This window comes from Streptomyces sp. GC420, assembly GCF_009916105.1.
GTDB lineage: Bacteria > Actinomycetota > Actinomycetes > Streptomycetales > Streptomycetaceae > Streptomyces.
Genome location: NZ_JAAAXQ010000121.1, coordinates 1 through 19,878, shown reverse-complemented (window position 1 = coordinate 19,878; position 19,878 = coordinate 1). Strand labels below are relative to the sequence as shown.

General features: G+C 72.3%; 18 protein-coding genes and 2 pseudogenes. 10 read left to right on the top strand and 10 right to left on the bottom strand.

Going from position 1 to position 19,878, the window contains the following annotated elements:
* Positions 1-209: 209 nt before the first annotated feature.
* A complete protein-coding gene (locus GUY61_RS17130; protein WP_166631048.1) occupies positions 210-1,022 on the top strand; it encodes an alpha/beta hydrolase family protein in 813 nt (270 codons plus the stop codon).
* A 17-nt stretch (positions 1,023-1,039) separates the two neighbouring features.
* On the opposite strand, the gene ccrA is transcribed toward GUY61_RS17130, so the two are convergent.
* Together ccrA and GUY61_RS17120 are read right to left on the bottom strand one after the other, a co-directional pair.
* Positions 1,040-2,362 (bottom strand): crotonyl-CoA carboxylase/reductase, encoded by a 1,323-nt coding sequence (gene ccrA, locus GUY61_RS17125; RefSeq protein ID WP_166631047.1) that lies wholly within the window; start codon positions 2,360-2,362, stop codon positions 1,040-1,042.
* 415 nt (positions 2,363-2,777) lie between these two features.
* Positions 2,778-3,629, bottom strand: coding sequence for an SDR family oxidoreductase (locus GUY61_RS17120; protein WP_166631046.1), 852 nt, complete (start codon positions 3,627-3,629; stop codon positions 2,778-2,780).
* A 215-nt stretch (positions 3,630-3,844) separates the two neighbouring features.
* Between GUY61_RS17120 and hpnR the strand changes: the two genes are divergently transcribed.
* Together hpnR and GUY61_RS17110 are read left to right on the top strand one after the other, a co-directional pair.
* Positions 3,845-5,341, top strand: coding sequence for a hopanoid C-3 methylase HpnR (gene hpnR, locus GUY61_RS17115; protein WP_166631050.1), 1,497 nt, complete (start codon positions 3,845-3,847; stop codon positions 5,339-5,341).
* A 39-nt stretch (positions 5,342-5,380) separates the two neighbouring features.
* Positions 5,381-6,328, top strand: a complete 948-nt coding sequence (locus tag GUY61_RS17110; protein ID WP_166631045.1) for a DMT family transporter — start codon at positions 5,381-5,383, stop codon at positions 6,326-6,328.
* Positions 6,329-6,370: 42 nt separating this feature from the next.
* Here the strand turns inward: GUY61_RS17110 and GUY61_RS17105 are convergent, their stop codons facing one another.
* From GUY61_RS17105 to GUY61_RS17095, 3 genes are all read right to left on the bottom strand, one after another.
* Positions 6,371-7,708, bottom strand: a complete 1,338-nt coding sequence (locus GUY61_RS17105) for a glycosyltransferase (protein WP_166631044.1) — start codon at positions 7,706-7,708, stop codon at positions 6,371-6,373.
* Between the two features lie 76 nt (positions 7,709-7,784).
* Positions 7,785-8,960, bottom strand: coding sequence for a cation:proton antiporter (locus GUY61_RS17100; RefSeq protein ID WP_166631043.1), 1,176 nt, complete (start codon positions 8,958-8,960; stop codon positions 7,785-7,787).
* Positions 8,961-8,964: 4 nt separating this feature from the next.
* Entirely contained in the window at positions 8,965-9,444 is a 480-nt protein-coding gene (locus GUY61_RS17095; protein ID WP_166631042.1) for a cation:proton antiporter regulatory subunit, read from the bottom strand.
* A gap of 162 nt (positions 9,445-9,606) precedes the next feature.
* Between GUY61_RS17095 and GUY61_RS17090 the strand changes: the two genes are divergently transcribed.
* The 3 genes from GUY61_RS17090 (at position 9,607) to GUY61_RS17080 (ending at position 10,835) form a co-directional block, all read left to right on the top strand.
* Positions 9,607-9,960 carry a three-helix bundle dimerization domain-containing protein gene (locus GUY61_RS17090; protein ID WP_166631041.1) on the top strand — a complete coding sequence of 118 codons (354 nt, stop codon included), beginning with the start codon at positions 9,607-9,609 and terminating at the stop codon, positions 9,958-9,960.
* Positions 9,957-10,151: a hypothetical protein gene (locus GUY61_RS17085; RefSeq protein WP_166631040.1), complete on the top strand. Its 195-nt coding sequence runs from the start codon at positions 9,957-9,959 to the stop codon at positions 10,149-10,151. The genes GUY61_RS17090 and GUY61_RS17085 overlap by 4 nt, the downstream gene beginning before the upstream one ends.
* A gap of 84 nt (positions 10,152-10,235) precedes the next feature.
* The gene (locus GUY61_RS17080; protein WP_166631039.1) at positions 10,236-10,835 is read left to right on the top strand and encodes a bifunctional 2-polyprenyl-6-hydroxyphenol methylase/3-demethylubiquinol 3-O-methyltransferase UbiG; all 600 of its coding nucleotides are present in this window, start codon (positions 10,236-10,238) and stop codon (positions 10,833-10,835) included.
* A gap of 169 nt (positions 10,836-11,004) precedes the next feature.
* On the opposite strand, the gene GUY61_RS17075 is transcribed toward GUY61_RS17080, so the two are convergent.
* Positions 11,005-11,682 carry a peroxiredoxin gene (locus tag GUY61_RS17075; RefSeq protein WP_166631038.1) on the bottom strand — a complete coding sequence of 226 codons (678 nt, stop codon included), beginning with the start codon at positions 11,680-11,682 and terminating at the stop codon, positions 11,005-11,007.
* 808 nt (positions 11,683-12,490) lie between these two features.
* On the opposite strand from GUY61_RS17075, the pseudogene GUY61_RS41565 reads away from it, so the two are divergent.
* Positions 12,491-12,589: pseudogene (locus tag GUY61_RS41565) on the top strand (transposase); the annotation flags it as partial.
* Between the two features lie 126 nt (positions 12,590-12,715).
* Here GUY61_RS41565 and GUY61_RS17065 read toward each other — a convergent pair.
* Positions 12,716-13,375, bottom strand: coding sequence for a histidine phosphatase family protein (locus tag GUY61_RS17065; RefSeq protein ID WP_166631037.1), 660 nt, complete (start codon positions 13,373-13,375; stop codon positions 12,716-12,718).
* A 325-nt stretch (positions 13,376-13,700) separates the two neighbouring features.
* Here GUY61_RS17065 and GUY61_RS41560 point away from each other — a divergent pair.
* Positions 13,701-13,814, top strand: a pseudogene (locus GUY61_RS41560) (IS5/IS1182 family transposase); the annotation flags it as partial.
* A 53-nt stretch (positions 13,815-13,867) separates the two neighbouring features.
* Here GUY61_RS41560 and pntB read toward each other — a convergent pair.
* The 3 genes from pntB to GUY61_RS41865 form a co-directional block, all read right to left on the bottom strand.
* Entirely contained in the window at positions 13,868-15,334 is a 1,467-nt protein-coding gene (gene pntB, locus GUY61_RS17060) for a Re/Si-specific NAD(P)(+) transhydrogenase subunit beta (RefSeq protein WP_166631036.1), read from the bottom strand.
* Positions 15,335-15,339: 5 nt separating this feature from the next.
* A complete protein-coding gene (locus tag GUY61_RS17055; protein ID WP_166631035.1) occupies positions 15,340-16,896 on the bottom strand; it encodes a Re/Si-specific NAD(P)(+) transhydrogenase subunit alpha in 1,557 nt (518 codons plus the stop codon).
* A 421-nt stretch (positions 16,897-17,317) separates the two neighbouring features.
* Positions 17,318-17,449: a hypothetical protein gene (locus GUY61_RS41865; protein ID WP_398955806.1), complete on the bottom strand. Its 132-nt coding sequence runs from the start codon at positions 17,447-17,449 to the stop codon at positions 17,318-17,320.
* Positions 17,450-18,586: 1,137 nt separating this feature from the next.
* Between GUY61_RS41865 and GUY61_RS17050 the strand changes: the two genes are divergently transcribed.
* Both GUY61_RS17050 and GUY61_RS17045 read left to right on the top strand, forming a co-directional pair.
* Entirely contained in the window at positions 18,587-18,943 is a 357-nt protein-coding gene (locus GUY61_RS17050; protein WP_166631049.1) for a rhodanese-like domain-containing protein, read from the top strand.
* Positions 18,944-19,219: 276 nt separating this feature from the next.
* The gene (locus tag GUY61_RS17045) at positions 19,220-19,795 is read left to right on the top strand and encodes a rhodanese-like domain-containing protein (RefSeq protein ID WP_166631034.1); all 576 of its coding nucleotides are present in this window, start codon (positions 19,220-19,222) and stop codon (positions 19,793-19,795) included.
* Positions 19,796-19,878 lie beyond the last annotated feature (83 nt).

Below are 19,878 nucleotides of genomic sequence, written 5' to 3'. Positions count from 1 at the left end.
GGGTGCACGAGATGCTCGACGGCCGCCTGACCTGACCGTCCGCCGCGTCGCCCCCGCGTCCGCGGCCCCGCATCGCCGCTACGGAGCCCACCGCGCAATGCCCAAGATCAGCGCCGCCACCGTCGCCCCGGGCCGACGACGGTGCGTACGTCAAGTCCGTCCGGCGCCTCGACGCACGTACGCTCGACCTGACCGTCGCGTCGCCGGCCATGGGCGCCGACCTGCCCGTCCGCGTGATCCTCCCCAAGAACTGGAAGAAGGGCGGCTCGCGCACCTTCCCGGTCCTCTACCTGCTCCAGGGCGCGAGCGACGACTACACCTCGTGGACGCGCGAGACCGACGTGGAACAACTCGCCGCGGACAGCGACATGCTCGTCGTCATGCCGGACGGCGGACGGGCCGGCTTCTACACCGACTGGTGGGACCACGGACGTGCGAACCGGCCGCGATGGGAGACCTTCCACACGGTCGAACTGCGGCAGCTGATGGAACGCCGATACCGCGCCAACACCGCGCGTGCGGTCATCGGCCTGTCCGAGGGCGGCCTGGGCGCACTCAACTACGCGGCACACAACCCCGGCGTCTTCCGCTTCGCCGGCTCCTTCAGCGGCATCGTGGACACCTCCGATCCGCTGATGAGGTTCGCGTTCGTCGCGACCTGCATGCGCGAGGGCGTCGACCCGCTGCGCATCTGGGGCCACCCGGACGACCAGCGGGAGGTGTGGGACGCCCACAACCCGTCCACGATGACCGACAGGTTCAAGGGGACCCGGGTCCACCTGTCCGCGGGAAGCGGCAGGCGTGGCGACCTGGACCAGGACGGCAACCCGCTGGCGTCCCTGCTGGAGCAGCCGCTGCCGCGTTCCACCGAGGCCTTCTCGCAGGCACTCGGCCGCGCGGGGGTGAAGGTGACCCTGAACCTCTACGACCACGGCACGCACTCGTGGCCGTACTGGGAACGGGAACTGCATGTCGTGTGGCCGGGGCTCGAGTCCCTGCTCAAGGCGCGCCGGACCGGCTGAGCCGCCGGGGCACGGCGTCAGTCCCGGAACAGGCGCAGGCGCTCCTCGCCCACCCTCGCGCGCGCCTCGGGGTCCGTGACGCCCAGCCCCGGGCGCGGAGACAGGCAGAGCACCCCGACCTTGCCGATGTGCTGATTGGCCTGGACGACCCTGGCCGCCGCCGCCACCTGGTCGAGCGGATACGTCTTCCACAGGGCCGGGACCAGGTGCCCCAGGCCGATCAGCCGGTTGACCTCCCACTGCTCGTGCAGGTTCGCGCCGTGACTGCCGATGATCCGCTTGAGACGCATCCACAGGTAGCGGTTGTCGTAGGTGTGTTCGTAGCCCGTGCTGGAGCCGCAGGTGACCACGGTGCCGCCGCGCCGGGCGAGGAAGACGGAGGCGCCGAAGGTCTTCCGTCCGACGTGCTCGAAGACGATGTGCGGGTCCTCGCCCACCGCCTGACGGATGGCGGCGCCGAGCCTCTTCCACCCCTCGGGCCGCTCCAGAGCGGCGGGATCGCCGTCCTCGATCTCCGAGCGGTTGATGACCGCCTCGCAGCCGAGGGACCGCAGAAGAGCGGCCTTGGCCTCGGAGTTCACCACGCCGACGGGGATACCGCCGCCGTTCCTCACCAGTTGGACGGCGTATGCGCCGAGGCCGCCGGTCGCTCCCCACACCAGCACCACGTCGCCCTGCTTCATCTGCGCCCCGCGGTCGCTGACCAGCATCCGGTAGGCGGTGGCGGCGCAGAGCGGGTTGACCGCCGCCTCCTCCCAGGTCAGCATCGGCGGCTTGGGCATGAGCTGACTCGCCCGCACGACGGCGTAGTGGGCCAGGCCGCCGAAGTTGGTCTCGAAGCCCCAGGCCTTCTGCCCCTCGCCCAGCATGCCGTCGCGGTGCGTGTCGGGATCCTGCTCGTCGACGTAGGCCGGGGCCACGACCACATGGTCGCCGGTCTTCCACCTGCGCACGGAGGAGCCGGCTCGCACGATGACGCCGGAGGCGTCGGAACCCGGCACGTGGTACGGGAGATCGTGGCGCGCCTCCCAGCCCCCGGCCTTCCCCATCTGCTCGAGGAACCGGAACGTCGGCACCGGCTCGAACATCGCCGTCCAGACGGTGTTGTAGTTGATGGAACTCGCCATGACCGCGACCAGCACCTCGTCCGGGGCGAGTTCCGGCATCGGAATCTCGTCCACGAACAGGGACTTGCGCACGTCCTTGTCCTCGACGTCCTGGAACATGTTGATGTCGCGGGCCCGCACCGTCGCCGCGGAGAAGTACGTCGGCACGGGCAGCGACTCCAGAGTCGCCGCGTCGGCACCGGCGACGACCGCCTCCGACATGCTCGTGTTCATCGGGTTCTCCTCATCCAGTACCGGAACGGGTACTTCGTCAGCGCTCGCCGGCCGCGTGAACCGCCATCAGCCTCCTGGCGAGGGGGCCACCGGGGCTTCAGTCCGCGGGGGAATTGCTTCCCTGACCTGTGGCAATTTCCCTGCATCCCGTGAGTGATCGGTGCGGGCTGGACCGCAACCCTCGGGTTGGAAGCCCCCTCCGTCAGGTGGGGAGCGGAGTCACGACGTCTCTCTACAAGCAAGCGGTTCATCTGCTGTCACGCAACCGGACGGGCGACGCCCGGGCCCCGTGACCGGGTGGAAGGCGCAGCTCAAGCGAGGCGGTGCGCCTGGCGGGCGGGAGAGCGGCGCCGCCCGAAGGGAGTAACACGGGGCCCGTCCGCCGCGCGGCGGACCGTGCCGTGCCGGGCCCTCGTCAGCCGAAGCGGTCCAGCAGGCGGCGGTAGAGCGCCGGCGCGGCGCCCCGCACCCGGCCCGGGAGGTGGAGCCAGGACGGCACGTACACATCGTCGCGTCCGCGTCCCACCGCGTCCCACACGGCGTCGGCGACCCTCTCGGCGGGGACGGGACGCGGCCGCGTCCGCTGGTAGGGCCTTCCGCGCCGCTCGAAGAACGCGGTGTCCACGACGCCCGGCACGACGTGCGTCACCCCGACGCCGCTCCCGCGCACCTCCTGCCGCAGCGCCTCGGCGAAGGCGCCCACGGCGGCCTTGGCCGCCGAGTACACGGCCTCCTCGCGCACGCCGACACAGCCCGCGATCGACCCCACGAGCACCACGCGGCCGCTCCCCGCCGTCACCATGGAGGGCAGTACCTCGCGCACCAGGTGCAGGGTCGCGTTGAGGTCCACCGCCAGCACCCGGTCGATCGCCGCGGGCGGCATCGAGACGAAGGGGCCCGCCCAGCCGATGCCCGCCCCCGCCACCAGCAGGTCGATGCGCCCGGCGGCTTCCAGCGCGGCCTCGGCCAGCAGTCGCGGGCCGTCCGGATCCGCGAGGTCGGCGGGCAGGACGACGGCGGACGCGCCGACGGCGGTCTCCTCCAGGCGGCAACGGTCGCGGCCGGTGAGAAGCAGCTGCCATCCGCCCCGGGCGAAGCGCCGCGCGATCGCGGCGCCGATGCCCGAGGAAGCCCCCGTCACCAGGGCCACCTCCGAGTCCTCACCGGCACCGGGCCGCGGCTCCCGGGCCGTCACGGGCCGCCCGGACGCCGGGAGGCCGGGCCCGGACAGGGTCCTGGGGCCGAAGATGGAACCGGAGTGCGTCATGGGAGCCTTCTCTCCGCCTTTCGGTTGCGGTCGGCCCGGTTCCGGTACCCGGCGCCGGTTCGTGTGCCACGCGCGGACGGGAACACACCGGTACGCGAGTGCCCCAAACCACGCTTTCGAGGTAGCGGACGCCGCCGGCCAGCGGTAGCACCTGATGATTTACCGGGATAGGAAGGTGATACCTACATATTCTCCCTTTTCGTCGCGAGGTGATGATGCGCCTGCTGCTCGTCCACCCCAGCGCCCTGATGTACTCCGAGATCTTCCTGAGGCTGGAGCCACTCGGTCTCGAGCGGGTGGCGGGCGCCGCTCGCGACGCGGGACACGACGTGCGCGTCGTGGACCTGCAGGTCCTCGGCCGGCGGCAACTGGCGAAGGAGCTGAAGTCCTTCCGCCCCGAAGCCCTCGGCATCTCCCTCAACTATCTGGCGAACATCCCCGAGGCGATCGAACTCGCGGAACAGACCAAGCTGGCCGTGCCGGGCTGCTTCGTCTTCTTCGGCGGCCACAGCGTCTCCTTCGTCGCGGAAGAGGTGCTGGAACAGGCACGCGGAGCGGTCGACGCGGTGATCCGCGGCGAGGGGGAACCGGCGATCGCCCCGCTGCTCGCCGCCGTACGCGACAGGGCCGTGCACGACGTCCCCGGACTGGTCACCACGTCCGGGCGCGGGCCGGCGCCCCAGATGCTCCACAGCATCGACGCACCGCTCCCGGCCCGGGACCTGATGCGCAACCGCCGCCGCTACTTCATCGGCGAACTGGACCCGTGCGCCTCGGTCGAATTCACCCGCGGCTGCCCGTGGGACTGCTCCTTCTGCTCCGCGTGGACGTTCTACGGCCGCAGTTACCGCAGGGCCTCGCCCGAGGCGGCGGCCGACGACCTGGCGAGCATCCCCGAGCCGAACGTGTTCATCGTCGACGACGTCGCCTTCATCCGCCCGGAGCACGGCGAGGCCATCGCCGCGGAGGTGGAACGCCGCGGGATCCGCAAGCGGTACTACCTGGAGACCCGCAGCGACGTACTGCTCCGCCACCCCGACGTCTTCGCGCGCTGGCACCGGCTGGGCCTGCGCTACATGTTCCTCGGCATGGAGGCCATCGACGCCGAGGGACTCGACCTCTACCGCAAGAGGGTCAGCCCCGACGAGAACATCAGGGCGCTGGAGACGGCCCGCCGCCTGGGCATCCAGGTCGCCATCAACCTGATCGTCGACCCCGCCTGGGACGAGGAGCAGTTCCGCGTCGTCCGGGAATTCGCGCTGTCCGTACCGGAAATCGTCCACTTCACCGTCATGACGCCCTATCCGGGGACGGAGATCTGGCACACCGAGTCGCGGCGGCTGACCACCCGGGACTACCGGCTCTTCGACATCCAGCACGCCGTGGTCCCCACCACGCTGCCGCTCGACCGGTTCTACCGGGAACTCGTCCGCACGCAGGCCGTCATCAACCACAAGCACCTGGGCCTGCGCACCGCCTTCGGCGCGGCCCGGGTCCTCGGACGGAACCTCATGCACGGGCAGACCAACTTCGCGCGCATGCTGTGGAAGTTCAACCGGGTCTACAACCCGGGCCGCCAGTTCGCCGACCACCAGCGCCCGGTCCGCTACGAACTGCCGCAACCGCAGCGCCTCGACGTCGGCGACCGCAAGCAGCTGTATGTGCACACCCGCGGCCCCGCCCCCGTCCGGGGCCCTGGGGCCCCCGGCTGATCCCGGGCCGGGGCGTGCCATGAGGGAGCGGGCACGGGAATGGTGACCGCCGTCGTCGCCGCGCTCGCCGCCGGGGCCTGCTTCGCGGTCGCCGGAGTGCTCCAGCAGCGCGCGGCCAGCGCGCGGCCGGACGAGGAGGCGCTCTCCCCGAGGCTGCTGCGCCACCTGGTCCGTGAGCGCGTGTGGCTCCTCGGGATCGCGCTGGCGGTGCTGGCCTACGCGTTCCAGTCGCTGGCCCTGGCCTTCGGACCACTGAGCCTGGTGCAGCCGCTGATCGTCACCGAGCTGATCTTCGCCGTTCCGCTGTCCGCGAGGCTGAACCGCATGCGGCTGGGTGCCCGCGAATGGTTCGGCACCTTCGCCGTGGCCGCCGGCCTCGCCCTCGCCCTGGTCTCGGCCCGGCCGCACGGCGGCCGGCCCGGTGCGACGGACCCGCTCTCCTGGGGGCTGGTGCTGGGCGCGACGGCGGGACTGGCCGGCTGTGCCCTGCTGACGGCGCGCCTCCTGTCGGGGGCGTGGCGAGCCTCCGCCGTCGCCCTGGCGGCGGGGGCGGTGATGGGTGCCCAGTCGGCTCTGCTGGCCGCCACCATCGACCGGCTCGACGAGGGTGTCGCCGCGGTACTCGCCGGCTGGCAGACGTACGCGCTCGTGGGGGCCAGCGTGATCGGGCTGCTGCTCATCCAGAGCGCGTTCCAGCAGGGGCCGCTGGCGGCGGGCATGACGGTGATCGACGCGACCGAGCCGGTGGTCGCGGTGGCCGTCGGCACGGCGGTGTTCGGTGAGACGGTCACCCACGGCTGGCCCGCCAGCGGGTTCACTGCTTTGGGCCTGGCCCTGGTGGTCGCGGGCATCGCGAGCCTGGACTCCTCCCCGCTCCTCGCGGCCCTGTACTGCCGCGAGCGGCGCGGGACGCGGACCCGGCACCCGCCGAGCCCCCCGTCCGGCCAGGACCGCCGCGACGGCGAGCACACCGCGGACACGCCGTGACCGCGGCCCGCGCCGACGTGCCCCTGGGCGGGCCTGGTGACGTCAGGCCGCGCGGGTGCCGGGACGGTGCGCGGGCCGGCGCCAGGCGGGGAGGAGGTCCTCGGCGAGGACGCGGTCCCAGGAAGGGTGGTCGTCCCTGGCGGTGGCGGCCGCCCGCTGTCGAACCGACCGCAGCAGGTGCGGGTGCCCGGCCAGGGAGGACAGCGCCTCCGCCCAGCCGCGTGCGTCGTCGCGCGTGACGACCAGGCCGTCCCGGCCGGGGTCCGACAGCCACTGGGTCGTTCTGGCGCCCTCGGGCAGGACGACGGCCAGTCCGCTCGCCATGGCCTCGGCGACGACGTTGCCGATGGTCTCGGTGAGCGACGGGAAGGCGAAGATGTCGCAGCCGGCGTACACGAGGGCCAGGCGCTCCTGGGCCAGCGGGCCCAGCAGGGTGACGTCCGGGCCGAGGAGGCGCCCGATCCTCGCCGCGTCCGCGTCCGAACCCGACCCCGCCATCAGCAGGTGGGCCCTGAGCCCGCGACGGCGCAGCAGGTCCACGGCCTCGGTGACCACCGCCGCCCGCTTGGAGGGGTCGAGACGACCGGCGAACAGGACCAGCGGCCGGTCGGCGGGCACCCCGTACTCACGGGCGAGCCGGGCACGGGCCGAGGCGTCGGGGTGGAAGCGCGTGTGATCGACTCCCCTGCGCAGCAGCGCCACGCGGTCCTCGCCCAGTACCCCGGCCAGCTCCGCGCGCTCGGCCGGAGTGGGGACCAGGACGCGGTCGCAGGCGCGCAGCAGCCGGTCTTGCCGCCGCCGCAGCAGGGCGCCGACCGGGCACGCCGCCCCGCGTGCGAGGACCCCCCCGACGCGTTCCACCGGGGCGGGGAGCCTTTCGGCCATGTGCCGGGCGTACGCGTCCGCCAGCGCGGGGACGTCGGTGTGCACGGACGCCACCATCCGCACCGGGCGGGGAGCGCCTGCCCGCGTCGCGCGGCGGGCGCTCCTGACTGCGGTCGAGGCGAAGGCGAAGCTGTGCGTCAGGTGCCAGACGTCGTGCCGCGGCAGCAGCCGTGCCAGCCGCGGGTGGTACGGCGACAGGTCGGAGACGTCGGCGCCGCCGGTCACCGGCATCAGGGAGGCCGTGCTGAGGACCGGCCGCAGGGTGATGAGACGGACCGAGGGGGAGAGCCGCTCGATGCCCTCCGGCTCGCCCAGGAAGTAGACGGTCAGGTCGATCCCGGGCCCCGGGAACCGGGCCGCCGCCTCGGCGAAGCGCTCCCAGCACTTGACATGTCCGCCGGCCGTCGCCGAACGAACGAGCTCCACCAGGACCGCGACGGAGACGACGTCCGGGCCCGGGGAGGTGCCGGGCAGCGGGGCCACAGGGTCGGGCATGGTGCCGCGAGTACCCGGGGGCCGGTGATCCACGCCGCGAGTACCCGGGGGCCGGTGATCCGCGCGGGTCGCGCCCTCAGCCGACCCGCGCATCGGACCTGCTCACGGGAGGGCGCGACGGCGGTCGAGTGCCGGCGACGCGCGTGATCATGGGGCCGGCGACGGCGAGCAGGAGGACGTAGGCGGCGACGAGTGGGCCCAGCCTGTCGTCGAGCGTTCCGGCCAGGGCGACGATGACGATGGAGAACTCGCCGCGGGCGATGAGCGCCGAACCCGCCCGCATCCGGCCCTGGCGGCCCGCGCCGTCCCGGGACGCGGCGTACCACCCGGTGGCCAGCTTGGTGAGGGCGGTGACCGTCGCCAGGGCCAGGGCCGCGGGAAGCACCGGAAGCAGGGCGCCGAGCCCCACGGACAGCCCGATGGCGAGGAAGAACGCCGCCGCGAAGAGGTCCCGCAGCGGACCGAGGACGGTGCGGGCCCGGTCCGCCGCCTCACCGGTGAGCGCGAGCCCGACGAGGAAGGCCCCGACCGCCGCCGAGACGTGGACGGCCTCCGCGAGCGCCGCCACGATCAGCGTGATACCGAGGACGCGCAGCAGCACCTGTTCCGCCTCCGGGTGCGACACCAGCCGCCCCAGGTGGTGCCCCCACCAGTACGAGGCGGCGAAGGCGGCGGCCACCGACGCCACCGCGACCAGCACGCCCAGCAGTGCCTGCCGCCAGGTGCCGCCGGAGACGATGACCGCCAGCACGGGCAGGTAGACGGCCATCGCGAAGTCCTCGAGCACCAGGATCGACAGCACCGAAGGGGTCTCCCGGTTGCCCAGCCGGCGCAGGTCGCCGAGGAGCCGGGCGATGATGCCCGAGGAGGAGACATAGGTGACGCCCGCGAGCGCCAGGATGCCGCCGGCGTCCAGCCCCAGCAGCCGGCCTGCCACGGCTCCCGGCACCGCGTTCAGTACGAGGTCGGCGGCGGCGGACGGCACATGGCGCCGCAGGCTGACACTGAACTCCCGGATGGTGAACTCCAGGCCGAGGGTCAGCAGCAGCAGGACCACGCCGATGGACGCCCCGGCCTCCACGAACGCGCCCGCCGCCGGGACCGGTGCGATCCCGCCCTCGCCCAGGGCCACCCCGGCCAGTAGGTAGAGCGGCACGGGGGAGAGGGCGAAACGCCGAGCCACGGCGCCCAGCACGCTCAGCGCCGCCAGGATGACGCCCAGCTCCAGCAGCAGCGCGACGGAGGTGTGCACCGGCTCAGCCCCGGATGAGCTGTTCCACGCCGGCGATCCCGTCGTGGGTCCCGATCACCACCAGCACGTCCTCCGCGCGGAGGATCGCTTCCGGCCCGGGCGAGGCGATCACCTTCTCACCGCGCACGATGGCCACGATGGAGGCGCCGGTCCTGGTCCGGGCCATGGTGTCGCCCAGCGGGCGGCCGACGAACTGCGAACCGTGCCGCACCTCGACCTGTCCGGCACTGAGCCCGGGCACTTCCCTGGTCAGGTCGGCGAACCGCTCCGCGATGCGGGGCGCGCCCAGGATCTCGGCGAGTGTGTCGGCCTCCTCACTGGTGAGCCGGAACAGCGGCCGGGCCACGTCCGGGTTGTCGCCCTCGTACACCACCAGCTCGAAGTCGCCGGTCCTGCGGGCGACGACGCCGATCCGTTCGCCGTCCTGATTGATGAACTCGTAACGCAGGCCGACACCGGGCAGGAGCACCTCGTTCACGTCCATGCCCTCATCTTCGCGTTGGAGGGAGAAAGCCGCTTATCCGGTTTTCCGGGCAAAGGCGGCGGTCCGCTTCCGTTCGGTGAGGCGCCGCGGGGTGTTCGCGCGTGAACGGGCCGCCTGAAGGGCAAGGTCTGCCAGGAATACCCCCAGGGGTATAATGACGGTATGAGGCGCACCCCATACGCCCGGAGCGGGCCGGACCTCTCCGTGGAGCACCTGGCCTGCATCGTGCCGCCGAGGGGCGGGCAGGGCGAGCACTGTCCTGACACCCGGCCGGTCGCACCGGTGACACCGGCCGCGGAGCGGCGTGCCCGCGAGGACGTCCGCGAGCGGCTGGTCCGTGGATTCCCGGACGTCGCCCCCGAGGAACTCGATGCCGTGGTCGCGGAGGAATTCGGCTTCTTCGCAACCGCCCGCATCCGGCACTACGTGCCGGTGCTGGTGTTCAAGAAGGCGAGTCGCCGGCTGGCCGCCCGGCCCGGCGCGGCGCGTGGCGGAACTGGAGGCGAGGACGGATGAAACCCGCTCCGAAGTGCGTCATCGACAGGTCCCGGCCCTGCAACGCGTGCATCGCCCCCGATCCGCGGAGCTGTCCCTACCCGTTCCTGCTGGGCGGGGCGGACGACGTCGGCGACGGGCCCGACGCGGTCGGCGGGGACCAGGAAGGGCCGGGCGAGGGCGCGGATGCCGCCCCCGGCCTGGGATCATGAGCCCGGGCGCGGCGGGGCGTCAGGCGGGCGCACCGGCGAAAGAGGACGGAAGAACCGGCTGACCGGGGACGAGGAGTACGGACGATGGACGCAGCGGACTGGGACGAGCGCTACCGCGGCACCGGGCTGGTGTGGGAGGCGGAACCCAACCGCTTCGTCGCACAGGAACTCGCCGGGCTGCCGGCCGGCCGGGCGGTCGACCTGGCGGCGGGGGAGGGCCGCAACGCGGTCTGGCTCGCGGGGCAGGGCTGGGACGTGGACGCCGTCGACTTCTCCGCCGTGGCCCTGGCCAAGGCCGAGCGGCTGGGGGCCGAGCGCGGCGTGGCGCTCAGAACCGTCTGCTCCGACCTGGCGGCCTGGTCGGCACCCGAGGGCACGTACGACCTTGCCCTGATCGCCTATCTGCAACTGCCCTGGCCGCAGATGGAGCGAGTGCTGCGCGAGGCGGCGAACGCCGTGCGCGGCGGCGGGACCCTGTTCCTCGTGGGTCACGCCGCCGCCAACCTCGAGCGAGGTCACGGCGGCCCGCGGGATCCGGGTGTGCTCTGCACGGCCGAGCAGGTGGCCGCCGAATGGCGCCCCCGCGCGCGGATCGTCCGTGCCGAGGAGGTCACCCGCCCGGTGAGCACGGAGCAGGGCAGCCGTACCGCCATCGACGCACTCGTCCGCGCCGTGCGCCGCTGAGCGTCGCACGCGGAGGCCTTCCGCGCGGGGCCCGGGTCGTCCGGTCATCCCGTACGGCGTACGGCGCCTCGCCGCGCCGGAACCGCCGCGCGCCGGGGAAGTGCCGGCGCCCGGACCGCGCCACCGCGGTCCGGGCACCGAGAGGGGTCGAGGGCTCCGGCCGGCAGCCTCAGCTCGCGGTCCCGGGCTTGGTCGCCAGGTACCAGTCGGCCAGCTTGACCGAGTCGTCGGCGAGCCGCGCGTCGAGCTCGGCCTGGGTCTTCGGGGCGCCGACCACGACGTCCTCGCCGGGGTGCCAGTTGGCCGGGCAGGAGACGCCGTCGCGGTCGGAGGTCTGCAGGGCGTCGACGAGCCGGAGGATCTCCGGGATCATCCGGCCGGCGTTCATCGGGTAGTAGAGCACGGCCCGTACTGTCTGCTCCGGGTCGATGACGAAGACCGCGCGCACGGCCGCGGTGCCCGAGGTGTTCGGGTGCAGCATCCCGTAGGCGCGCGAGACCTTGGTGTCCAGGTCGGCGACGATCGGGAACGGTATGCGTACGCCGAGCTTCTCCTCGATGGAACGGGTCCAGGCCAGGTGGCTGTGGACGGAGTCGACCGAGTTGCCCAGCAGTGCGACGTTGCGCGCGGCGAAGTCGTCCGCCAGTTCGGTGAAGGCGATGAACTCCGTGGTGCACACCGGGGTGAAGTCCGCGGGGTGGCTGAACAGCACCAGCCACTGTCCGGCGTAGTCGGTGAGCCGTACCGGGCCGTGCGTGGTGTCTGCCTCGAAGTACGGAGCGGGGTCACCGATTAGAGGCAGAGCGCGGTCGGTGTCCGACGGGGTCGGCTGCTCGGTGGTGGTCATGGTCGTTGGCTCCCTTGGAGGGGACGGTTTCGCTGGTCGTCCGGCACGGGCGGGCGACCGCCGGCTGCCGCTTCGCGGCACGGTGGCCGGTGGTCTCGAACGCTCGCACCGAATACCCCCCAGGGTATACCACCGCGGCGGGGCGGCTCCGCAGGGCCGAACGGCCCTGCGGTCCGTACCGAGTGCCCCTACCGGGTGCGGTTACGCAGCGCTTCAGTGGGGCGCGGCGGATTCCGCCCGTACCGGACGGGAAGGCGAGGTCATGCACCGTAAGACATCGGTGGCGGGCGTCACCGCCCGGGAGGAGGCGGCCGCGGAGGTGACGGCGCGGGCGGCGGCCGTACGGCTCCGGCGTCGGCTGTCTCACCGGCGTCGGCCACCTCGCCGATGACGCCTGCGCCGCCGAGGCCCGCGGTCACCGGCCCCGCGCAGGCAGGGCGGCCGAGGCGGGCGGCGACGGCAGCGCCCCCACCCCCACCGGACTGTTCGCCGCGACAGCCACCGAGCGGGAATCATGACGACTGCGAAGTCCTCCACGGGGCTTCCGGCCCCCGCGTCCCCGTTCGTGGAGCGGACCCGCCGGGGCTTGGCCGATCCCGGGCTGCTTCCGCGGGCTCAGCAGCACCTCCGGTGTCACCGAAGCCACGAGCGGCGGAACCTTGAAAGCCGCACCCGGCGCCCCTGGACGGGTCAACCATACGAAGGGCCGGCCCTGTCACGCAGAGAAACGCAGGGGGACCAGCGTCCTCGTCGACGACCAGCTCTATCCGGCTCGGGCGGTTCGTCGGGTCCGTAGCGTTTCCGGGTCGACAGGGGCAGCACGATCCGCCGCTACATCATCTGGCGAAACCACCATGCCGACCACCGCCGACTACGAGCCGTCGTGGACAGGGCAAACGTTGCCTGATGCGGCACTGGACCGTGCCCTGGTGGCGGATGCTGCCGAAGAGTGCGTAGACCGCAGGGATTCCTCCCCCGGTTCGGCGTGAGATCGCAGGAACGTCGCGTCCTGGATACGGCTTGTCGAGCGGGCTCAGCGGTAGGTGCGAAGCCGGTGTCGGTCACCGGTGTAGTGGGCGTGGTCGTTGAAGGTGAGCAGACTGGTCCCGGAAGCGCCTGAGACAAGCGTGGTGACAGAGGCGTTGACGATGACCCGGTTAAGAGCGACGACTCCGGCTGGTGGCAGGGAGAGCAGGGTGCCGCAGAGCGCGGCGAGGACTCCGCCCGACGTGACGACGACCGCATCGCGGCCCTTGCCCAAGGTCGCGGACAGCTCCGTCAGCGCGGTGGCGGCGCCCTCTGCGAAGGCGGCCCATCCGGCGCCGGACTTGTCGGTGTCCTCCATCCACGCCCGCAACGCACGGTCGAGTACGTCCTGTACGGCGCGGGAATCCGCCACCGCGCCCGTGAGCGCCGGCTCCGGGTAACGCTCCATCAGGGCGAGGTGGTCGAATTCGTTCCAGCGTGAGTCCTCGTGCAGGCGTTCGCTGAATCCGGCGGCATCGGCGAGGAGGCGGGCCGTGTCGCGTTGGCGGATGAGGGTGCCGGACACGAGGTGCGGGTTGCGCAGCCCACGGCGGGCGAGCTCCCGGCCGACGGCCGTGGCCTGTTCGCGGCCGAGGTCCGACAGTACGTCGTAGTCCTTGGCGCCGAAGGACGCCTGGCCGTGGCGGACGAGACAGATCAGTGGCATGGAGGGGCTTTCCTGCTTGTGGGGTTTCCCGGCCTGTCAGCGGTCGGCGCGACGAATGGTCGAACGGCATTGCCGTTCCAAGGAGGTGACGGCGAGCCGCAGGTGCCGGAAGACCGGGTTGCGGGTCTGCTTGTGGTGGTAGCGGCCGGGGCTTGGCCCTGGAACTCGAAGGCGATCGCATCGGCAACCTCACGGTGATCACGCCGGCGGCCACCCCGCTTCGGCGTCAGGTCCGGGAGCGACGGCTCGACCGTCGCCCACTGCGCGTCAGTCAACGGCGCACCCGGGCCGACGATCCGGTGATCCAAACGAAACAGCCTGGTCCGACCAGGTGGCCGCCGCCCACCCGACCACGCGCAGAGTCTGGGTGGACGGCGGCTGTCGCCAGCACCTCGTCGAGCACGCCGCCGGCACCGACATGGACCTGGCGCGACCCGACGCTCCGGGACCAACCGGCAATCCCGGGATGAAACATCGAGAGAAGACGACCTCTCAGTGGCCGGCCACCGTCGCCTGGCGTGCGGCCGGGGCCGCTCCGCGCCGGCTGTCGGTGCTGAGTGCGTGCAGGATCTCCTCCACGCTCTGTTTGGCGTCGCCGAAGAGCATGCTGCTGTTCTCGCGGAAAAAGAGGGGGTTCTGCACGCCCGCGTAGCCGGAGGCCATGGAGCGCTTGAAGACGATGACCTGCTCGGCCTCCCATACCCGCAGCACCGGCATGCCGGCGATCGGACTGCCCGGATCCTCGGTCGCGGCCGGGTTGACGGTGTCGTTCGCGCCGATGACCAGCACGACCGAGGTGTCGGCGAGGTCGTCGTTGATCTCGTCCATCTCCAGGACGATGTCGTAGGGCACCTTCGCCTCGGCCAACAGCACGTTCATGTGCCCGGGTAGACGCCCGGCGACGGGGTGGACGCCGAAGCGGACCTCGACGCCCCGCTCGCGCAGTTGCCGCGTCAGCTCCGCGACCGGGTGCTGGGCCTGGGCGACGGCCATGCCGTAACCGGGGGTGATGATCACCGAGCGGGCCTGGGCGAGCAGCTCGGCCGCCTCCACGGCGCGCACCTCACGGTGCTCGCCCTGCTCCTCCTCATGGCCGGCCGGTGCCGCGATGCCGAAACCGCCCGCGATGACGGAGATGAAGGAGCGGTTCATCGCCTTGCACATGATGTAGGACAGGTAGGCGCCGGAGGAGCCGACCAGCGCGCCCGTGACGATGAGCAGGTTGTTGTCGAGCAGGAAGCCGGCCGCGGCCGCAGCCCAGCCCGAGTAGCTGTTCAGCATGGAGACGACGACGGGCATGTCGCCGCCGCCGATCGACGCGACCAGGTGCCAGCCCAGGGCCAGTGCGAGCACGGTCACCGCGATCATCAGCGACAGGTTCGGGCTGATCGTGAACCAGGCGGTCAGTACGGCGAAGGCGCCGAGCGCGCCGAGGTTCAGCGCGTTCTTGCCCGGCAGTATCAGCGGACGGGAGTCGATCCTCGCCGAAAGCTTCAGGAACGCGACGATCGAGCCGGTGAAGGTGACCGCGCCGATGAAGACGCCGATGAACACCTCGGCGTGGTGGATGCCCAGCAGGTCGGCACCGATCCGGGTCTGCGCCGTGCCGTGCGACTCCACCTCCAGGTAGCTGTTCCAGCCCACCAGCACCGCGGCGAGGCCGACGAAGCTGTGCAGCACCGCGATCAGTTCGGGCATCTGTGTCATTTCGACGCGGCGGGCCCGCCACAGGCCGATCGCTGCGCCGAACGCCATCGCGAGCACGATCAGCGCGACCACGCCGGCGGTGATGCTCTGCGCCGCCACCACGACCGTGGCGACCAGCGCGAGGGCCATGCCGGCGATGCCGTAGACGACGCCTGCGCGGGAGGTGCGATGCTGGGACAGGCCGGCCAGGCTGAGGATGAACAACAGGGCGGCGACCAGGTCGGCCGCGTGGGAGGCCGTCACGGAGGTCATCTGGTTCAGCCTTTCGAGAACATGGACAACATGCGGCGGGTGACGGCGAAACCTCCGAAGATGTTGACGCTCGTCAGCAGGATCGCCACGAAGGACAGCGAGGTGACGATCCGGCTCTCGTGCCCGATCTGCAGCAGGGCGCCGATCACGACGATTCCGGAGATCGCGTTGGTCACCGACATCAGCGGCGTGTGCAGCGCGTGATGCACCTTGCCGATGACGTAGTAGCCGATCACCACCGCCAGCGCGAACACCGTGAAGTTCTCAGCGAGTTGCGCGGGGGCGAGGGCCACCAGCAGGAACATTGCGAGCATGCCGAGCCCGATCAGGCCGAAGCGTTTCGCAGGCGTGAGCTTCGGCTTCCTGGGCTCCGGCTCGGCCTGTGCGGCCGCGGGCTGCACGGCGGGCGCGGCGGAGACCGCGACGGGCGGCGGCGGCCAGGTGACCTCTCCGTCCCGCACTACGGTCACGGCCCGCTGCACGACGTCGTCGAAGTCGACCGCCAACTGGCCGTCCTTGCCGGGCGTGAGCAGCTTGATCAGGTTGGCCAGGTTGGTGCCGAACAGCTGCGAGGCCTGTGCCGGCAGCCGGGTGGCGAGGTCGGTGTAGCCGATGATGGTGACGCCGTTGTCGGTCACCACCGTCCGCCCCGGCACGGTGCCCTCGACGTTGCCGCCCATCGCGGCGGCCATGTCGACGATGACGCTGCCCGGCTTCATGACGGCCACGTCCTCGGCCGTCAGCAGCCGCGGCGCCGGCCGGCCCGGGATCAGCGCGGTGGTGATCACGATGTCCACGTCCTCGGCCTGCTCGTGGTAGAGCTCGGCGGCGGCGCGGTCGTAGTCGGCGGAGGTTGCCCTGGCATAGCCGTCGGTGCCCGACTCCTGAGCGGCGTTCACCGGCAGGTACTCGCCGCCCAGCGACTTCACCTGGTCCGCGACCTCCGGCCGCGGGTCGGTGGCACGCACGATGGCGCCGAGGCTGGAAGCGGCGCCGATCGCCGCGAGACCGGCCACACCCGCGCCGGCCACCAGCACCTTTGCCGGCGGCACCTTGCCCGCCGCGGTGACCTGGCCGGTGAAGAACCGTCCGAAGACGTGCGCGGCCTCGATGACCGCGCGGTAGCCGGCGATGTTCGCCATCGAGGACAGCACGTCCATCGACTGCGCCCGCGAGATGCGCGGCACCGCGTCCAGCGCCAGGGCGGTCACCCCGGCGTCGGCGAGCGCCTGAAGCAGCTCGGGCTTTTGCGCCGGGGTCAGCAGGGCGACCACGGTCGCGCCCTTCCGCAGTCGGCAGATCTCCGCGTCGGAGGGGGCGTTCACCTTCAGGACGACATCCGCGTCCCAGGCCTCGCCGATCCCCGCGCCGGCATCGGCGTACGCCTGGTCGCCGAAGCCGGAGGCCTCACCGGCCCCGGACTCGACGACGACCTCGTAGCCGAGGCCCAGCAGCAGTCGTACCGTCGCCGGGGTCGCCGCGACCCGCGTCTCCCCGGAGACGGACTCGGCCACTATGCCGATGTGCCGGGGAGGATGGTGTGAAGGTTCTTGAGCAGACATGTCCTGAATCTCTCGTCAGAGGAGGGTGCGAAGGGGAATCTGCGCTCGGGGAAGTCACGACGTCCTCCCCCGTGATCGCTGGAACCTAACCCGTCGGACGGGTGCGGGCCAACGCGAACAGACAGTGACGTGCTTCACCTTGCGGAACCTGTCGAGAACGATCGGACAGCGCGGCACCGAACCGGCGGGCCCCGAGCAGCCGGGGCCGCTCCGCCCCGCCGCGGCCCCGATCTGACTGTGCGTCCGCCGGCTCGGAGCGTCCGGAACGCTCGCGGAACACGTGATGGGCGGGCGGTCCATCGGGCGTTGCCGTGCGCTCGACGCCCGCGTGGCCGGTCCAGGCCGGCGCCATGGCCGCAGGGCTGCTGCTCGATGGCGGCACCGGCGTCGACCGGCGCGATCACCGGCAGCCTTGGGAGCGTCAGGTCGCAGTGTCCCGCCCCCGGGCAGGGCGTACGCCGGCAGGACCTCGCCGCCGAGTTCGGGACCCGTCTCCGTGGTCTGCGGGCACGGCGAGCGCGTGGACACGCTCAGCGGGGTCGGGCACGCAGATGACCGCGGCATCAGCGACTTCGGAGTGCCTCGCCAGAAGGTCCTCAGCCCCGTGCGGATGGAGGTCAACAGCGCCGCTGCACGGGTGGTTCAGCTGTCACCGAAGGCCGCGACGGATGGCGTCGGCGATGAACTCGCCGATCAGGACAGCGGTAGCCGCAGGTCCTCGCTGCGCAGTGTCCGGCAGGGCCGAGGTGTCGCGCTGGGGATCGCGGTGGCCGACGCCGTGCCGGCGATGGTCAGCTTCTTCGGGCAGGACAACGCGTCGACTGTGGTCATCGACACATCCCTGTCATACCTACTGGTTGGTATGCTGCTGCGAGCCGCGAACGACAGGAGGCGCGATGTCGGCGACCAACCGCTGATCCAAGGACTCGCCGGCAATGCCGCCGTCGCGCGGCTGGCCGCGAACCGGGCGCACAGCACCGGGGCGGTACCGGTGCAGCGCATTGCGCAGGAGGGACTGCTCTTCCCCGGCCTGGCGGAACTGCTGAACGTCCCGGCCGTGGAGTTCACCCAGCCCGATGACCCCAGCACTCGGCGCTGGCCCGAATCCGTTCCTCCGCGCCCATGCCTTAGGGGTCGGGCTTCCGAGAGCGCTGGGGCACCCGCCACCAACCCCGCAAGTGGGACCGGAACTGGCGCCACCGACCGCCGCGTCACGGGCAGGCCATGGCCTTGTCCCCGCTGCGACGGCATCAAGCCGGGCTGGGTCCGGATCAACTTCAACTACTTCATCACAGACGCCGTCCGCGACTACCTGATCGACGCCGTCGGCCTGCCGGCCACCCACGGCCAGCGGCTCCTGGCGGACTACCGCCTCGGCCCGCACACCGGTGGCCGGTGCCACCGCGGCGGGCCGGCCGATCCTCCCCTGAGCCTGACGGCCGTGGGGTGGGGCCCGGACGGGCGGCTCACCGTCGCGGACCGCCGGGTCCGCGCGGGCGAGGGAGCCCTGGCCGGCCGGCTCGACGAGGCACGCCGCCTGGTGGCTGCCGGGCCCGAGCGCATCGACGGCGGACGGGCCGGGTTGTTCGCCGACTTCGAGCGGATGCGCTGGTTCCATCTGCCGCCGGCCTGCCTGGAACAGAGGCGGAGCCCTGCCGCGGGTCACCCCGGATACCAGGCGGTATCCGGGATGTGGGCGGCCGGAGACGCGGTGCGGTGTGACCCGGGGGCTCCCGAGGAGGCCCCGCAGGCGCACCGGCGGGGTGCTGGTGGCGCCGTACTCCTCGACGTGCGCGAACGGGTCGAATGGACGGCCGGCCGCGCCCCCGGCGCCGCACACGCCTCGCTGTCGGGGCTCGGCGCGGGCGGCGCGCTGCCCGCCGCGGCACAGGGGCGGCCGCTTGTGGTGGTCTGCCGCAGTGGACACCGGTCCCGGCAGGCCGCGAAAATCCTCGCGGAGTGGGGGTGCGAGACTGCGGACCTCAAGGGCGGCGTGACAGCGTGGCTCGCGGCCGGACTTCCGGTCGTCGGCGGGCACCGGAGGTAGGCCGGGGCGCGCCGGGGCGCGAAGGCGGTCGCCGCCGCCCCGAACCCGGCGGGGGCGAGAGCGGCGGCGACGGCGTGCGGGCGCGTGGCGCGGCAGGAGCGGAGGTCCCGGCCGAGGGCCTCCTGTCCTGTCCCGGGAGGCCCAACTGCCTTGCCGCCGCGCCCGGTTGCTCCTGATCTTCCGGATGATACCCCGGCGGGTAATATACTCAAGAATTCAACAGCATTGCCGGGCATCACCGACATCCCCCGACACCCATAAGGACGCACCCAGAAGATGACCACTCCTCCGACTCTCGACACGGATGAGGCGCGCTCCCGTATCCACGAGCTGACCGTGATCGATGTCCGCACGCCCGGTGAGTACGCGTCCGGTCACCTCCCCGGCGCGCTGAACATTCCGCTCGACCGGATCGAGCGCGCCCTGGAGGACATCAGGCATGCCGCCCGGCGCGGCGACATCCTCGTCGTCTGCGCGTCCGGGGCCCGGTCCGAGAACGCCTGCAAGGTCCTCGCCGAGAACGGCATCGCCACGGCGACGCTCGCGGGCGGCACGGGGGCCTGGGCCGCCGAGGGCCACGACCTCCACCACCCCGAGGGTGCCTCCCGCGCCACCTGGGCCATGGAACGGCAGGTCCGTCTCACCGCCGGATCCGTCGTGCTGCTCGGCCTGCTTCTCGGGTTCCTGGTGCACCCCGCGTTCCAGCTGATCTCCGCCGGCATCGCCGCCGGTCTGGTCTTCTCCGCGGTGACCAACACCTGCGGCATGGCCGTCATGCTCTCCAAGCTGCCGCACAACCGCCCCCGCGGGGCGGACCTGGACGCCGCGCTCGCGGCCCTCCGCAGCCGCTGAGCACTCCACCCCGCCGCTCGGCGCGGGGCGGCAGCGCGGCCCGGTCCGCCGCTGCTCCCCGCCCGGGGCGCGTACGGACGCTG

Excerpts from the sequence above, each read along its gene's own strand:
- GUY61_RS17085 (WP_166631040.1), top strand. The coding sequence starts at position 9,957 with ATGAAACCCGCTCCGAAGTGCGTCATCGACAGGTCCCGGCCCTGCAAC.
- GUY61_RS17050 (WP_166631049.1), top strand. The coding sequence starts at position 18,587 with ATGTGGGCGGCCGGAGACGCGGTGCGGTGTGACCCGGGGGCTCCCGAG.
- GUY61_RS17045 (WP_166631034.1), top strand. The coding sequence starts at position 19,220 with ATGACCACTCCTCCGACTCTCGACACGGATGAGGCGCGCTCCCGTATC.
- GUY61_RS17065 (WP_166631037.1), bottom strand. The coding sequence starts at position 13,375 with ATGCCACTGATCTGTCTCGTCCGCCACGGCCAGGCGTCCTTCGGCGCC.
- GUY61_RS17120 (WP_166631046.1), bottom strand. The coding sequence starts at position 3,629 with ATGACGCACTCCGGTTCCATCTTCGGCCCCAGGACCCTGTCCGGGCCC.
- GUY61_RS17105 (WP_166631044.1), bottom strand. The coding sequence starts at position 7,708 with ATGCCCGACCCTGTGGCCCCGCTGCCCGGCACCTCCCCGGGCCCGGAC.
- GUY61_RS17090 (WP_166631041.1), top strand. The coding sequence starts at position 9,607 with ATGAGGCGCACCCCATACGCCCGGAGCGGGCCGGACCTCTCCGTGGAG.
- ccrA (WP_166631047.1), bottom strand. The coding sequence starts at position 2,362 with ATGAACACGAGCATGTCGGAGGCGGTCGTCGCCGGTGCCGACGCGGCG.
- hpnR (WP_166631050.1), top strand. The coding sequence starts at position 3,845 with ATGCGCCTGCTGCTCGTCCACCCCAGCGCCCTGATGTACTCCGAGATC.
- GUY61_RS17095 (WP_166631042.1), bottom strand. The coding sequence starts at position 9,444 with ATGGACGTGAACGAGGTGCTCCTGCCCGGTGTCGGCCTGCGTTACGAG.
- GUY61_RS17075 (WP_166631038.1), bottom strand. The coding sequence starts at position 11,682 with ATGACCACCACCGAGCAGCCGACCCCGTCGGACACCGACCGCGCTCTG.
- GUY61_RS17130 (WP_166631048.1), top strand. The coding sequence starts at position 210 with ATGGGCGCCGACCTGCCCGTCCGCGTGATCCTCCCCAAGAACTGGAAG.
- GUY61_RS17080 (WP_166631039.1), top strand. The coding sequence starts at position 10,236 with ATGGACGCAGCGGACTGGGACGAGCGCTACCGCGGCACCGGGCTGGTG.
- GUY61_RS17110 (WP_166631045.1), top strand. The coding sequence starts at position 5,381 with ATGGTGACCGCCGTCGTCGCCGCGCTCGCCGCCGGGGCCTGCTTCGCG.
- GUY61_RS17055 (WP_166631035.1), bottom strand. The coding sequence starts at position 16,896 with ATGTCTGCTCAAGAACCTTCACACCATCCTCCCCGGCACATCGGCATA.
- pntB (WP_166631036.1), bottom strand. The coding sequence starts at position 15,334 with ATGACCTCCGTGACGGCCTCCCACGCGGCCGACCTGGTCGCCGCCCTG.